Consider the following 12574-nt stretch of genomic DNA (forward strand, 5'->3'; position numbering starts at 1 on the left):
TAAGTCCCGCAACGAGCGCAACCCCTGCCGTTAGTTGCCAGCGGTTTGGCCGGGCACTCTAACGGGACTGCCTGCGAAAGCGGGAGGAAGGCGGGGACGACGTCTGGTCATCATGGCCCTTACGGCCTGGGCGACACACGTGCTACAATGCCCACTACAGAGCGAGGCGACCTGGTGACGGGGAGCGGATCGCGGAAAGGTGGGCGTAGTTCGGATTGGGGTCTGCAACCCGACCCCATGAAGGCGGAATCGCTAGTAATCGCGGATCAGCCATGCCGCGGTGAATACGTTCCCGGGCCTTGTACACACCGCCCGTCACGCCATGGGAGCGGGTTCTACCCGAAGTCGCTGGGAGCCTTAGGGCAGGCGCCGAGGGTAGGGCTCGTGACTGGGGCGAAGTCGTAACAAGGTAGCTGTACCGGAAGGTGCGGCTGGATCACCTCCTTTCTAAGGAGCACCAAGCCCGTTCCCGCGCTTTCAAATCCCGCTAAGCCGGCGCAAGAAACCCCCCGTTAGGGGGGTTTTTGCTTTAGCCCCCCTCCCGAAGAGGGGGCTCTTTCACCCTAAAAGCCCCGCACGTTCAAGAAGGGCTCTGGGTGAGGCCGGCCCGAGGTGTTGGTCCAGGAGGCGGTGCTATCGGCGTTTTGCAGGAGGGCCTGCTTCACCTGGAGGGGGGTGTGGCTGGGGTAGCGGGAGAGGACCAAGGCAGCGGCCCCGGCCACGTGGGGGGCGGCCATGGAGGTGCCGCTGATGGTGTTGTAACTGGAGGTGGAGGTGTGCCAGGTGGAGAGGATGGAGACCCCCGGGGCGGCGAGGTCCACGTCGGGTCCGTAGTTGGACCAGGAGGGCCAGTCGTTCTGGCTATTGGTGGCGCTCACGGTGATGACCTCATCGTAGGCGGCGGGGACGACGTTGCGGGCATCTATCCCCTCGTTCCCCGCGGCCACCACCACGGTAATCCCGTAGTCGCAGACCGCTTTTTGGATCGCGTTGTGGAAAGCGTCGGTGGAACGGGCGATGGGGCAGTAGAGGCCGTCTTGGTCGTCGGTGCCGCTTCCGCCCAGGCTCATGTTGATGATCTTGGGCTTGCCCCCGTTGTTGTGGGCGATGACCCAGTTGATCCCCTGGACGATGCCGCTTATGGAGCCGGACCCCGAGCCGGAGAGCACCTTCACCGCCCAGAGCTCGGCCTGGGGGGCCACGCCCAGGACGCCGAGGCCATTGGCCACCGCAGCTGCCGTGCCCGCCACATGGGTGCCGTGGCCGTTGTCGTCATCCCAACTGGCCCGGCACCGGCCCCGGCACCTCACCACCGCGTGGCCGCCCTTGAGGTTGGTGAGGTCCTCGTGGCCCACCTTGATGCCCGTGTCCAAAACGTATACCGAGACTCCTGCCCCTTTGGCCGTGGTGGTGGGGGCCCCGATGCGCTCTACGCCCCAGGGGATGGCCTCCCCGTAGGCCCGGACCTCCCGGTCGGGGCTAAAGGCGTAGACCCGAGGATCCCGGGCCAGGCGCTCCGCCTTGGCGGGGGGGAGGTTGCGGAGGATCACGGCCCCCAGGGCCTCGAGGCGGTCCTCCGCCGGGATCTGCAGGCCGTGCGCCTGTTCCAGGGCGGCCAGTTTCTCCGCCAACCGGGCCTTATCGGGGAGGCTGGGCTCCAGGACGGCGATGTAGGTGCCGCCCCCCTGAAGGCCCTGGGGCGCAAGCCCCGCCTGCTGCTGGCAGGCCGCCAGTACCAAAAGAACCAAAGCCAAAGCCAGTTTTCTCATACGCCCTCCTTGGGGTACGCCGGGGAGCGTACCCCGGGGACCCTTTCCCTGTCAAGCCCTATAGTGGAGGGCGTGGACTTCCTGGAGGCCCTCTCCCGCCCTCCCTTGGTCCTGGGGGTGGACCCCAGGCCCGAGCTTCACGGCAAGGAGCCCCTTTCCCACATCCGCCGCTACACCCTGGAGCTTTTGGAGGCCCTGGCCCCTCGCCTGGCCGCGGTCAAGTTCCAGCTGGCCTTCTTCGAGGCCCTGGGGCCTAGGGGCATGGAGCTCCTCTGGGAGCTGGCGAGCGGGGCCCGGGTCATGGGCCTTCCCGCGATCTTTGACGGCAAGCGGGGGGACATCGGCTCCACCGCGGAAGCGTATGCCCGGGCTTATCTGGAGGCTTTCCCCGGAACCGCTCTCACTGTCAACCCCTACCTGGGGCTGGATGCCTTGGAGCCCTTTTTCCGGGCGGCCTCGAGGGCCAAGGGAGGGGTTTTCGTCCTGGCCAAGACCACGAACCCGGGCTCAGGCTTCCTCCAGGACCTGGAGGTGGGGGGGAGGCCCCTTTACCTTCACGTGGCGGAGGCCCTGGCGAAGGCGGGGGAGGAATACCGGGAGGGGCCCTGGAGCCGGGTGGGGATGGTAGCCGGGGCCACGGCGGAGGGGGCGGTCCTGGCCGTCCGGGAGCTGGTCCCCCACGCCCCCCTCCTCCTTCCCGGGGTGGGGGCGCAAGGGGGGAAGCCCCTCAAGGGCCCTGGCCTCCTCAATAGCGCCAGCCGCGCCCTCTACTACCCCGGGGGAAAGCCGGACCTGGAGGAGGCCCTCGAGGCGGCCGAGGCCCTCCTCGCCTTGGTAGAGTAGGGGGGATGGAGGTCCTGGAGCTTTACCGGAGGACGGGGGCCCTGCTTGAGGGCCACTTCCTCCTGCGCTCGGGGATGCACTCCCCCCTTTTCCTCCAGTCGGCGGCCTTGCTCCAGCACCCCCTCTACGCCGAGGCGGTGGGGGAGCGCTTGGGCAGGCTCTTTGAGGAGGAGGGGATCGACTTCGTCCTCGGCCCGGCCATCGGGGGCGTCGTCCTCTCCTTTGTGGTGGCCAAGGCCCTGGGGGCCCGGGCCCTTTTTGCGGAGAAGGACGCCCAAGGGGGGATGTTCATCCGCAAAGGGCTTCTCGTGAACCCTGGGGACCGCTTCCTGGCGGTGGAGGACGTGGTGACCACGGGGGAGAGCGTCCGGAGGGCCATCCGGGCTGCGGAGGCCAGGGGGGCGGTCCTGGTGGGGGTGGGGGCCCTGGTGGACCGGAGTGGGGGAAGGGCCGAGTTCGGCGTGCCCTTCCGCGCTTTGGCCCGCCTCGAGGTCCCCCAGCACCCTCCCGGGACCTGCCCCCTCTGCCGGGCTGGGGTTCCCCTAGAGGAGGTCTAGACCGTGCGCTTCCTGGGGTTTCTTGGCGTTCTCTTGGCCTTGGCCCTGGCCGCACCCGAGGAGGCGGCCAAGGAGGCGGTGACCCGCTGGCTTAGAGGGGAGCTCTCCCCCAGGCTGGAGGAGGTCTTGCGGGCCCCTCCCGAGGAGGCCCCCGGGCTCCTGGAGCGCTACGCCCTCTTCCCCCCGCCTCCTCAGGGGCTCTCCGTGAACCTGGAGGCGGCCAAGGTGGAGGGGAACCGCGTGGCCTTCCCCGCCGCCCTTGGGGAGGGGGTGGGGGAGGTGGTGGTGGTCCTGGAGGGGGGGGAGGTGCGGCGGATCTTCTTCCGTCCCGAGGGGCTGGGCCTACCCCCCTACCTCCTCAGCCCCTTGGCGGGGTGGGGGTTTCTGCTCTTCTCCCTCTTCTGGACCCTCCTCCTCTTCCAGCCCACCCCCCTTAGGGCCTGGCTTTTGGAGGCCCTCTCCTTGGTGCGGGGCTACAGAGGGCTTTACCTCTTCACCAACCTCTTCCTTTACGGCCTCTTCGCCCTGGGGGCCTTCCTCGCCTATGGGATGCCGGAGCTGGCCCGGGCCCTTCAGGTGCTCTTTGCTGGGGCCCTCGAGGCCATCGGCCTGGGGGAGGCCATAGGGAAAGGGCTTCCCGTTTTGGCGGGGGTCATCTTCCACTGGAACTTCGGCCAGGGCCTCCTACTCACCGGGCTCCTCCCCGCCCTCCTCCTGGGGGTGCCCCTCCTCCTCCTAAATGCCCTCCGCTACTTCGTCTTCGGCTTCGCCCTCTCCCCAGCCCTCCTAGGGGGGGTCTTCCTCCTCCACCTGCCCACGATCCTCCTGGAGCTCCAGGCCTACATCCTGGTGACCTTTGGCGGCCTCGTCCTCTTGGCCAAGACCGCCAGGGGGGAGGGGTACAGGAAGGGGCTTAGGGGGCTTCTCCTCGCCTTCTACCTGGGGGCCTACTTCCTCCTCCTCGCCGCCTGGTACGAGGCCTGGGAGCTGGGGGTTCTCCAGTGAAGGTGGCCATCCTGGGGGCGGGGGCCTGGGGCACGGCCCTAGGGGTGCTTCTGGCCAGCAAGGGGATCCCTGTGGCCCTCTGGGCCAGGCGGAAGGAGCAGGTGGAGGCCATGCGGGTCATGCGGGAAAACCGGGACTACCTGCCCGGGGTGGCCCTCCCCGCCCACCTCCACCCCACCTGCGACCCAGAGGAGGCCCTCTTGGGGGTGGAGCTTGCGGTGGTGGCCCTGCCCTCCAAGGCGCTTTCGGTCCTGGAGGGCCTTCCCCTCGCCCCCTGGTACCTCTCCGCCACCAAGGGCCTCTTCTTCCAAGGGGGGGAGGTCCTCACCCCGAGCCAGATCCTCGGCCGGATCACGGGCCGCCCGGCGGTGGCCCTCTCCGGTCCCAACCACGCGGAGGAGGTGGCCCGCTTCCTGCCCACGGCGGGCGTGGTGGCGGGGCCCAGGGCCTTGGCGGAAAGGGTCCAGGAGCTCTTCACCGGGCCCACCTTCCGGGTCTACACGGGCCGGGACCTGAGGGGGTTGGAGCTAGGCGGGGCGGTGAAGAACGTCCTGGCCCTGGCGGCGGGGATGGTGGACGGGCTCCGCCTGGGGGATAACGCCAAGGCCGCCCTCCTCACCCGAGGCCTCAAGGAGATGGTGCGCTTCGGCACCGCCCTGGGGGGGGAGGAGGCCACCTTTTATGGGCTCTCGGGCCTCGGGGACCTCCTGGCCACCGCCTATAGCCTCCACTCCAGAAACCGCGGGGCGGGGGAGAGGCTGGTGCGGGGGGAGGATAGGGAGCGCCTCGAGGACCGCGGGGTGGTGGAGGGGCTTTACGCCGTGAAGGCCATGGTGGCCTGGGGGGAGCGGGCGGGGGTGGAGCTTCCCATCGCCGAGGCCGTCCACGGGGTGGCCTACGGGGGCCTAGACCCCCTCAAGGCCCTCCAGGCCCTGATGGCCCGGGAGCCCAAGCCCGAGTGAGAGGGCCCGGGCTAGGACGAGGAAGATGCTGGCCAGAAAGCCCCGTCAGAAGGGAGTTCTACCGGGGCTTCCCCTGCCCCATGGCGGGGGCCAGCGCCCTTCAAGGTGGCCCTCAACGTGAAGCGGAGAATCCGGGAGGCTGTTTGGGCCTCCCGAGAAGGGCCCCCTAGAAGAGGCCCCTTGCGCCTGGGGGGCTCCGGCCAGAGAAGCCCTAGACCATGGAGTAGCGGCTTTTCCTGGCCTACCGGAGGACCCCGGAAGGCTTCGCGGAGGAGGAAGGGAAGGTCTCCCCCCTGCCCGGGCCTCACCCTCCCTGCCAAGGAGGCCTTCAGGCTTTAGAAGAACTCCGAGAGGAAGCCCAAAAGCGCCGTGCGGAAGGCCTTGGGGTTTTCCAGGTTGGCCAGGTGGCCCGTCTCGGGGAGGATGAGCATGCGCCCATCGGGCAGGGCCTTCCACATCCCCTTGGCCTCCTCCGGGGGGGTGAGGGTGTCCTCCTCCCCCACCAGGACCAGGGCGGGCACCTCCATCCGGGGAAGAAGGGGGGTGGAGTCGGGGCGCTCCGCCAGGGCCTTGAGGCTTTCCGCCACCGCCTCCGGGGCGGCCTCCAGGATCAGGGCCTTGGCCTTTTCCAACACCTTGGGCTTGGCCTCCCGGGTGGTCCTGCCCAGGTGGCCGGGGAGGAGGGCCTCGGGCAGGAAGCCCACTCCCTCCTGCAGGACCCTTTCCCTTAGGGCGTAGCGGTTCTGCCTCGCCTCCTCGCTGTCAGGGCCAGGGCGGGTGCTGGAGAGGACCACCCCTAAAAAGCGCTCCGGGGCCCTGCGGAAGAGCTCAAAGGTGAGGTACCCCCCCATGGAGAGCCCCACGAAGACCGCCCGCTCCAGGCCCATCTCCTCCATCTCCTTTAGGACCTTTTCCGCCGCCTCCCCCAGGGATAGCCCCAGGTAGTGAGGGGCCAGGACGGGGAGGCGGGTCTTGAGGAGGGCCACCTCCTTCTCCCACATCCTGGGGTTGTAGGGGAAGGCGTGCAGGAAGACCACGCCCTTCATGCCTCCTCCTTCACGGGCTCGCCCTTCAGGCCCAGGGCCTCGAGGCGGGCGATGAGGGCCGGGTCCTCCACGATGACCACGTTCTCCCGGCCCAGGGTCTTGGCCCGGATGCGTCCTGCCCGGGCCGCCTCCTTCCAGGCCTCCATGAGGTCTGGGTACTGGACCAGCAAGGGGGTAACCTTGTGGGCCGGGTAGCGCTTCACCTTAGGGCCTCCTCCAGGGCGTGCCAGGCCAGGGTGGCGCACTTCACCCGGGCGGGGAGGCGGGCCACCCCCTGGAGGGCCAGGAGGTCTCCCAGGGAGGGGTCCGGAGGGGCCCCCTCCACCACCATGGCCTGGAACCTCTTGGAGAGGTCCAGGGCCTCGGCCACCCCCTTCCCCTTCACCGCCTCGGTCATGAGGGAGGCGCTGGCGGTGCTGATGGCGCACCCCTGGCCCTGGAAGCGGATGTCCGCAATGGTCTCCCCCTCCAGGAGGACCATGACCTCCACCTGGTCCCCGCAGGAGGGGTTCATGCCCCCAGCCCGCCGGGTGGCCTGGGGGAGAACCCCAAAGTTTTTGGGGTTCTGGTAGTGCTTGAGGATGATCTCCCGGTAGAGCTCGTCCAAGACGCTCATGGATTCCCCCATTATAGCCAGGCCCGGTACTTGTGGACGATCCTGAGAAGGGCCTCCACGAAGCGGTCTACTTCCTCCCGGGTGTTGTAGAGGTAGAAGCTGGCCCGGGCGGTGGCCACAAGGCCTAGCCTCCGGTGGAGGGGCTGGGCGCAGTGGTGCCCGGCCCTTACGGCGATCCCCTCCTCGTCTAGGAAGGTGGCCAGGTCGTGGGCGTGGAGCCGGCCCAGGGTGAAGGGGATGACCCCGCCCCGGTCGGGCCCCCGGGGGCCGTAGACCCGGAGGTGGGGGACCTCCTCCAGGCGCCCTAGGGCGTAGTCCAGAAGGGCCCGGTCGTGGGCGAAGACCCGCTCCATCCCCACCTCCATGAGGTAGCAGGCCGCCTCCCCCAGGGCGATGGCCTCGGCGATGGGGGGGGTGCCCGCCTCAAAGCGCCCCGGGGGCGGGGCGTAGGTAGAGTGGTCCAGGTGGACCTCCCGGATCATCTCCCCGCCCCCCAGGAAGGGCATCATCCCCTCCAGGACCTCGTACCTCCCCCAAAGCACCCCGGCCCCCGTGGGCCCCAGCATCTTGTGGCTGGAGAGGGCGAAGAAGTCGGCCCCTAGGGCCTTCACGTCCACGGGGAGGTGGGGGGCGCTTTGGGCCCCGTCCACCACCACCAAGGCCCCCGCCGCCTTGGCCCTCCTGGCGATCTCGGCCACGGGGTTGAGGGTCCCCAGGACGTTGGACATGTGCGCCAGGGAGACCACCTTGGTCCTTTCCGTGAGGAGGGTGTCCAGGGCCGAGAGGTCCAGCCTGCCCTCCTCGGTGAGGGGGATAGCCCTCACCCGGGCCCCCTTGAGCCCCGCCACCAGGTGCCAGGGGACGAGGCCCGCGTGGTGCTCCATCTCCGTGACCAGGACCTCGTCCCCTTCCTTGAGGTTCCGGAGACCCCAGGCGTAGGCCACGAGGTTCATGGCCTCGGTGGTGTTGCGCACGAAGACGATCTCCCGTTCCTCGGCCTTCAAGAAGCGGGCCATGCGCCTCCTCGCCTCCTCGTAGGCCTCGGTGGCGGCCACGGAGAGGCGGTAGGCCCCCCGGTGGACGTTGGCGTTCTGCTCCTCGTAGTAGCGCTTGAGGGCCTCTAGGACCCGTTTGGGCTTTTGGCTGGTGGCGGCGGAGTCCAGGTAGACGAGATGGGGGTTCTTGGCGATGAGGGGGAAGTCCTCCCTAAGGATGCGGAGGTCCATGCCCTTAGTCTATGGCCCAGGTGCCCCGCCGTGGCCCGCACCCTCACCCTCGGGTGGGGGCCGCCCTCGCGGAGGGGGCTAGGCGGGCTCCCGGGAAGGCCAGGGGGGTCAAAGCCGAGCCAGGGCTCTTTCCAGCCTCGCCCGGGCCTCCTCAGGGAGGCTTCCCAGGCCTTCCCGAACCCCTTCGGAAAGGAGGGCGAACAGGGCCGCGGGGTCTTGGACCAGGACCTCCACCTCCTCCCCTTCCTCGCGCAGGACCACGTTGCAGGGGAGGAAGAGGCCGATCCCTGGCTCGGCCTCGAGGGCCCGGTGGGCCAGGTGGGGGTTGCAGGCCCCCAGGATCAGGTAGGGGGGGCGCTCCACCCCAAGCCGGTTCTTCAGGACCCCGCTTGCGTCTATCTCCGTGAGGATGCCGAAGCCCTCCTCCTTGAGGAGGGCCTCGAGGCGGGCCCGCACCTCGGGGATGGTTCCCGAAAGCCGCTTCTTCAGGGCAAGGCCTTCCATAGATACCCTCCCCCTCTACCTTAGCGCCGGACAGGGTTTTCCGAGAAGGCCCCTCTTCACCCCGAAGGCCTAAAAGCCCTTAGCCGCAGGGAGTTGGTCACCACGAAGAGGCTGCTGAGGCTCATGGCCCAGGCGGCCAGGACCGGGTGCAGGAGGAGGCCGGTGAAGGGATAAAGGGCCCCCGCGGCCACGGGGATGAGGAGGGTGTTGTAGGCGTAGGCCCAGAAGAAGTTGAGGTGGATGGTTCGCAGGGTGCGCCGGGCCAGGGCCACGGCCTTCACCAGACCCCTTAGGTCCCCGGAGACCAGGACGACATCCCCCGCCTCGAGGGCGATGTCCGTCCCCGTGCCCATGGCTATCCCCACGTCCGCCTCTGCCAGGGCGGGGGCATCGTTGATCCCGTCCCCCACGAAGGCCACCCTTCTGCCCTGGGCCTTGAGCCGCTTCACCTCCAGGGCCTTCCCTTGGGGAAGGACCTCGGCCAGGACCTGGGCGATGCCCACCTCCCTGGCCACGGCCTCGGCCGCCAGGCGGCTATCCCCGGTGATCATCGCTAGCTGGAGGCCTAGCCCCCTGAGGGCGGCCACCGCCTCCGGGCTGCCCTCCTTCAGGGGGTCGGCCACCGCCAGGAGGGCCAGGAGCCTCCCGTCCACCGCCGCGAAAAAGGGGGTCTTGGCCTCCCGAGCCAGGGCCTCCGCCAGGGGCCGGAAGGGGGTGGGGTCCACCCCCTGCTGCCGCAGATGCCTTTCCGTCCCCACCACCACGAGCCGCCCCTCCGCCCGGGCCTCCACCCCGAGGCCGGGCACGGCCTGGAAGGCCTGGGCCTTGGGCAGGGCGAGCCCCTCCCTTTCCGCCTTCTCCACCACCGCCCGGGCGATGGGGTGCTCGCTCAGGGCTTCGGCCGCCGCCACCAGGCGCAGGGCCTCCTCCTGGGCGAAGCCTTCCGCCGGGTAGAGGTCCGTGAGCTCCGGCTTTCCCTTGGTGAGGGTGCCCGTCTTGTCCAGGACCACGGTGTCCACCCGGGCCAGGAGCTCCAGGGCCTCCCCCTTGCGGAAGAGAAGGCCCAGCTCCGCCCCTTTGCCCGTGGCCACCAGGATGGCCACAGGGGTGGCCAGGCCCATGGCGCAGGGGCAGGCGATGAGGAGAACGCTCACCGCGGCCACAAAGGCGTAGTTCAGGGAGGGCTCGGGACCCAAGAGGTACCAAAGGGAGAAGGTGAGGGCCGCAACCGCTAGGGCCAGGGGGACGAAGACCCCGGCGATGCGGTCCGCCAGGGCTTGGATGGGAAGCCTGCCCGCCTGGGCCTCCTCCACCAGGCGGATCACCTGGGCCAGGAAGGTGTCCTCCCCCACCCGGGTGGCCCGGATGAGGAGGCTCCCCGGCCCGTTCACCGTTCCCCCCACCACCCCGTCCCCCGGACCCTTGGCCTTGGGGAGGGGCTCCCCGGTGACTATGGACTCGTCCACGTGGGACTCCCCCTCCACCACCACTCCGTCCGTGGGGATCCGCTCCCCGGGGCGGACCAGAATGAGGTCCCCTACGGCCAGGGCTTCCAAGGGGCGTTCCACCTCCTTCCCATCCTCGAGCACCCGAGCGGTCCGGGGCCTCAGCCTGAGGAGCCTCCGGATGGCCTCGGAGGCCCGCCCCTTGGCCCGGGCCTCGAGGTGCTTGCCTAGGAGGACCAGGGAGATGATGACCGCCGCCGCCTCGTAGTAGGTGTTGGCGGTGCCTTCAGGGAAGAGGTTGGGGAAGAGGAGGGCCAGCGTGGAGTAGAGGTAGGCGGAGCCCGTGCCCAGCGTGACCAGGGCGCTCATCCCTGGGCTTTTGTGCTTCAGCTCGCTGAGGCTCTGGCGGAAGAAGCGCCTTCCTGCCAGGAAGAGGACCGGCGTGGCCAGGAGGAACTCCAGGCCCTGCCAAAAGCGCTTGGGCAGGAGCCCCTCCATGGCGTGGCCCAGGTGGGGGAAGAGGTGGAGGGGCATGGCGATGAGGAGGAGGGGGAGGGTGAAGAGGAGGGCCCATTGGAGTTCTTTGCGGTGGCTCTCCCCCGCTTCCAGGTCCTCTTCCTTGGGTTTTTCCGGCACGGGCTCGTACCCCGCCTCGCGGACGGCCTCCTGGAGGCGGGCCAGGCTCACCGTGTCGGGGAGGTAGCGCACGCTGGCCCTTTCCGTGACTAGGTTGACGCCCACCTCCAGCACCCCGGGTACCCGGCCCAGGGCCCGCTCCACCCGGGCTGCACAGGCGGCGCAGGTCATGCCCCGGATGGGGATCTCCGCCCTTTCCACCACGGGCTCGTACCCCGCCTCCTGGATGGCGGCGAGCACCCCCTTGAGGTCCCCTTTCTCGGGGTCCAGGAGGAGGAAGGCCTTCTCTGTAGCCAGGTTGACCCGGGCCTCCGCCACCCCTTCTGCCCGCCTTAGGGCCCGCTCCACCCGGGCCACGCAGGCGGCGCAGGTCATCCCCTTGATGCCCAGGCGGACCTCCTTCATCGCAGGAGCCAGAGGCGGAAGCGGTGGATCTCCTCCGTCTGGGCCAGGGCGATGGCCTTGGCCAGGTCCAGGACCTCCCGGTCCTTGGCCTCCAGAAGTGCGCCAAGGGCCATCTCCACGGCCCCTTGGTGGTGCTTTAGCATCAGCTCCACGAAGCCCCTTTCCCGGTTCCTCGCCCGCCTGAGCCCGGCCACCATGGCGGCCACCTCCTGGGCCATCCCTGGTCCAGGCCCCCGAAGCGTTGGAGGAAGGCCCGCATGGCGCGGATCTCCCCTTCCTGGTCCTCGAGGATGGCTTCCGCCCAGGTCCTAAACTCCGGGTCCTTGAGCCCGGGCAGGGCCACCCTCACCCTCTCCAGGGCCCCCTCGTGGTGGGCGATCATCCCCGAGAGAAAGCTCCTTTCTGGGCTGGTTCTTGGGGTGGCCGGTGCGCCGTGCGGGTGCTGGGCTAGCCTTAGGGAAAGGGCTAGCAATAGGGCAAGAACCCTTCCCATCCCCCACCTCCTAGCGGTACTTGAGGGCCTCCATGAGCTCCTCCACGATCTCCTCCACGTCCCCCCGCCCGTGGGCGGTGGCCACGTGGTCCCTTAGGTGGGCCCTCAGGACCAGCTCCCCCACCCGGTCCAGGGCCCCCTGGACCGCCTTGATCTGTTTGAGGACGTCCACGCAGTAAACCCCCTCGTCCTCCAGCATGCGGAGGACCCCCTCCAGGTGGCCCTTGGCGGAGAGGAGGCGCCTCTTTGCCTCCTCCCTGGCCTTGGGGTCCAGGTGCAGGTGGGGGTGGGGCATCAGGCCAGGACCTCCGCCCGGTAGCCCTCCTCCTCCACGGCCCGGACGAGGGTTCCGGGGTCCGCCTTCCCCTCCACCAGGGCCTCGCCCTGCTCCAGGTACACCTCGGCCCTTTCCACGCCGGGCACCCTCAGCAGGGCCTCCTTCACCGCCTTGGCGCAGTGGTCGCAGGTCATGCCTTCCACCTTGAGCTTGGTCATCCTCGGCCTCCCACCCACCCCCCCTGGGGTGGGGTATCCTTAACCTACCCTTTGGCCTTGGGAAAGGCAACCCCTGGGATCACCGGCAGGAGCCCCCCACCTCCCAAGAGGAAAGGGTCTGGCACTCCAGCCTCCAGACAGGCCTCCGAGAGGTGCGGGCAGGCTGGACTCGAGGTCCGCAAGCGCCCTAGCCAGGGTCCCGCCCCGGGCCCGGGGCGGGACCCCGGTGTGCCTCCTCTTGGGGTTAAAGGTCCAAAAGCACCGTCTCCCCCTCCAGCCGGGCGGGGAAGACCTTGACGGGCCTGGGGGCGGGAAGGGTCCCTTTCCCCGTCCTCAGGTCAAAGCGGGCCCCGTGCCGGGGGCAGACGATGACCCCCTCCTCCACTTCCCCCTCGTGCAGGGGGCCGTCGTCGTGGGTGCAGAGGTCCTCCAGGGCGAAGACCTCCTCCCCAGCGTAGAGGAGGAGGATGGGCCTCTTGTGCTCGGGCCGCCGGACCACCAGGCGGCCGTCCTTGAAGTCCTTGAGGGTAGCTACCGGGATCCACATAGGAAAAACCTTAAGGGGGAAGCGA

The 12574-nt window shown here is 69.2% G+C and carries 14 protein-coding genes, 1 rRNA gene and 1 pseudogene (1 of these 16 cut by a window edge); 5 read left to right on the forward strand and 11 right to left on the reverse strand.

Translation table 11 applies throughout. The features are described from left to right. Nucleotides 1–447, forward strand: a 16S ribosomal RNA gene (locus ATI37_RS08915); it begins 1069 nt to the left of the window's first position. A gap of 116 nt (nt 448–563) precedes the next feature. Here the strand turns inward: ATI37_RS08915 and ATI37_RS08920 are convergent. After that, complete coding sequence (locus ATI37_RS08920) at nt 564–1769, reverse strand: S8 family serine peptidase (protein ID WP_117238044.1); 1206 nt, start codon at nt 1767–1769, stop codon at nt 564–566. 72 nt (nt 1770–1841) lie between these two features. Here ATI37_RS08920 and pyrF point away from each other — a divergent pair, with 72 nt between their 5' ends. Genes pyrF through ATI37_RS08940 form a run of 4 tightly spaced genes read left to right on the forward strand, consistent with a single transcriptional unit; the run spans nt 1842 to nt 5136 of the window. Continuing rightward, nucleotides 1842–2612 (forward strand): orotidine-5'-phosphate decarboxylase, encoded by a 771-nt coding sequence (pyrF, locus tag ATI37_RS08925; protein WP_117238045.1) that lies wholly within the window; start codon nt 1842–1844, stop codon nt 2610–2612. Nucleotides 2613–2617: 5 nt separating this feature from the next. Continuing rightward, a complete protein-coding gene (pyrE, locus tag ATI37_RS08930; protein WP_117238046.1) occupies nt 2618–3169 on the forward strand; it encodes an orotate phosphoribosyltransferase in 552 nt (183 codons plus the stop codon). Between the two features lie 3 nt (nt 3170–3172). Beyond that, the gene (locus ATI37_RS08935; protein WP_117238047.1) at nt 3173–4174 is read left to right on the forward strand and encodes a hypothetical protein; all 1002 of its coding nucleotides are present in this window, start codon (nt 3173–3175) and stop codon (nt 4172–4174) included. Continuing rightward, nucleotides 4171–5136, forward strand: a complete 966-nt coding sequence (locus tag ATI37_RS08940) for an NAD(P)H-dependent glycerol-3-phosphate dehydrogenase (protein WP_117238048.1) — start codon at nt 4171–4173, stop codon at nt 5134–5136. Before ATI37_RS08935 ends, ATI37_RS08940 begins: the two co-directional genes overlap by 4 nt. A gap of 335 nt (nt 5137–5471) precedes the next feature. Here ATI37_RS08940 and ATI37_RS08945 read toward each other — a convergent pair whose 3' ends face one another. The 10 genes and pseudogenes from ATI37_RS08945 to ATI37_RS08990 form a co-directional block, all read right to left on the reverse strand. Further along, a complete protein-coding gene (locus tag ATI37_RS08945) occupies nt 5472–6182 on the reverse strand; it encodes an alpha/beta fold hydrolase (protein ID WP_117238049.1) in 711 nt (236 codons plus the stop codon). Next, complete coding sequence (locus ATI37_RS08950; RefSeq protein ID WP_117238050.1) at nt 6179–6385, reverse strand: hypothetical protein; 207 nt, start codon at nt 6383–6385, stop codon at nt 6179–6181. The genes ATI37_RS08945 and ATI37_RS08950 overlap by 4 nt, the downstream gene beginning before the upstream one ends. Beyond that, nucleotides 6382–6798 carry a Fe-S cluster assembly sulfur transfer protein SufU gene (gene sufU / locus ATI37_RS08955; protein ID WP_117238051.1) on the reverse strand — a complete coding sequence of 139 codons (417 nt, stop codon included), beginning with the start codon at nt 6796–6798 and terminating at the stop codon, nt 6382–6384. Before sufU ends, ATI37_RS08950 begins: the two co-directional genes overlap by 4 nt. A gap of 11 nt (nt 6799–6809) precedes the next feature. Beyond that, nucleotides 6810–8024 (reverse strand): cysteine desulfurase, encoded by a 1215-nt coding sequence (locus ATI37_RS08960; protein WP_117238052.1) that lies wholly within the window; start codon nt 8022–8024, stop codon nt 6810–6812. A gap of 108 nt (nt 8025–8132) precedes the next feature. Then, a complete protein-coding gene (locus tag ATI37_RS08965; RefSeq protein WP_117238053.1) occupies nt 8133–8528 on the reverse strand; it encodes a DUF302 domain-containing protein in 396 nt (131 codons plus the stop codon). A 56-nt stretch (nt 8529–8584) separates the two neighbouring features. Beyond that, complete coding sequence (locus ATI37_RS08970; protein ID WP_117238054.1) at nt 8585–11014, reverse strand: heavy metal translocating P-type ATPase; 2430 nt, start codon at nt 11012–11014, stop codon at nt 8585–8587. Further along, nucleotides 11011–11507: pseudogene (locus ATI37_RS12600) on the reverse strand (DUF305 domain-containing protein). Before ATI37_RS12600 ends, ATI37_RS08970 begins: the two are co-directional and overlap by 4 nt. Before the next feature lie 10 nt (nt 11508–11517). Beyond that, entirely contained in the window at nt 11518–11802 is a 285-nt protein-coding gene (locus tag ATI37_RS08980; RefSeq protein ID WP_117238055.1) for a metal-sensitive transcriptional regulator, read from the reverse strand. Beyond that, on the reverse strand, nt 11802–12002 hold the full coding sequence (locus tag ATI37_RS08985) for a CopZ family metallochaperone (protein WP_117238056.1): 201 nt from the start codon (nt 12000–12002) through the stop codon (nt 11802–11804). The genes ATI37_RS08980 and ATI37_RS08985 overlap by 1 nt, the downstream gene beginning before the upstream one ends. 244 nt (nt 12003–12246) lie before the next feature. After that, nucleotides 12247–12549, reverse strand: coding sequence for a Rieske (2Fe-2S) protein (locus ATI37_RS08990; protein WP_117238057.1), 303 nt, complete (start codon nt 12547–12549; stop codon nt 12247–12249). Nucleotides 12550–12574: the final 25 nt, after the last annotated feature.

The sequence above is a fragment of the Thermus sediminis genome, from assembly GCF_003426945.1.
GTDB classification, from domain to species: domain Bacteria; phylum Deinococcota; class Deinococci; order Deinococcales; family Thermaceae; genus Thermus; species Thermus sediminis.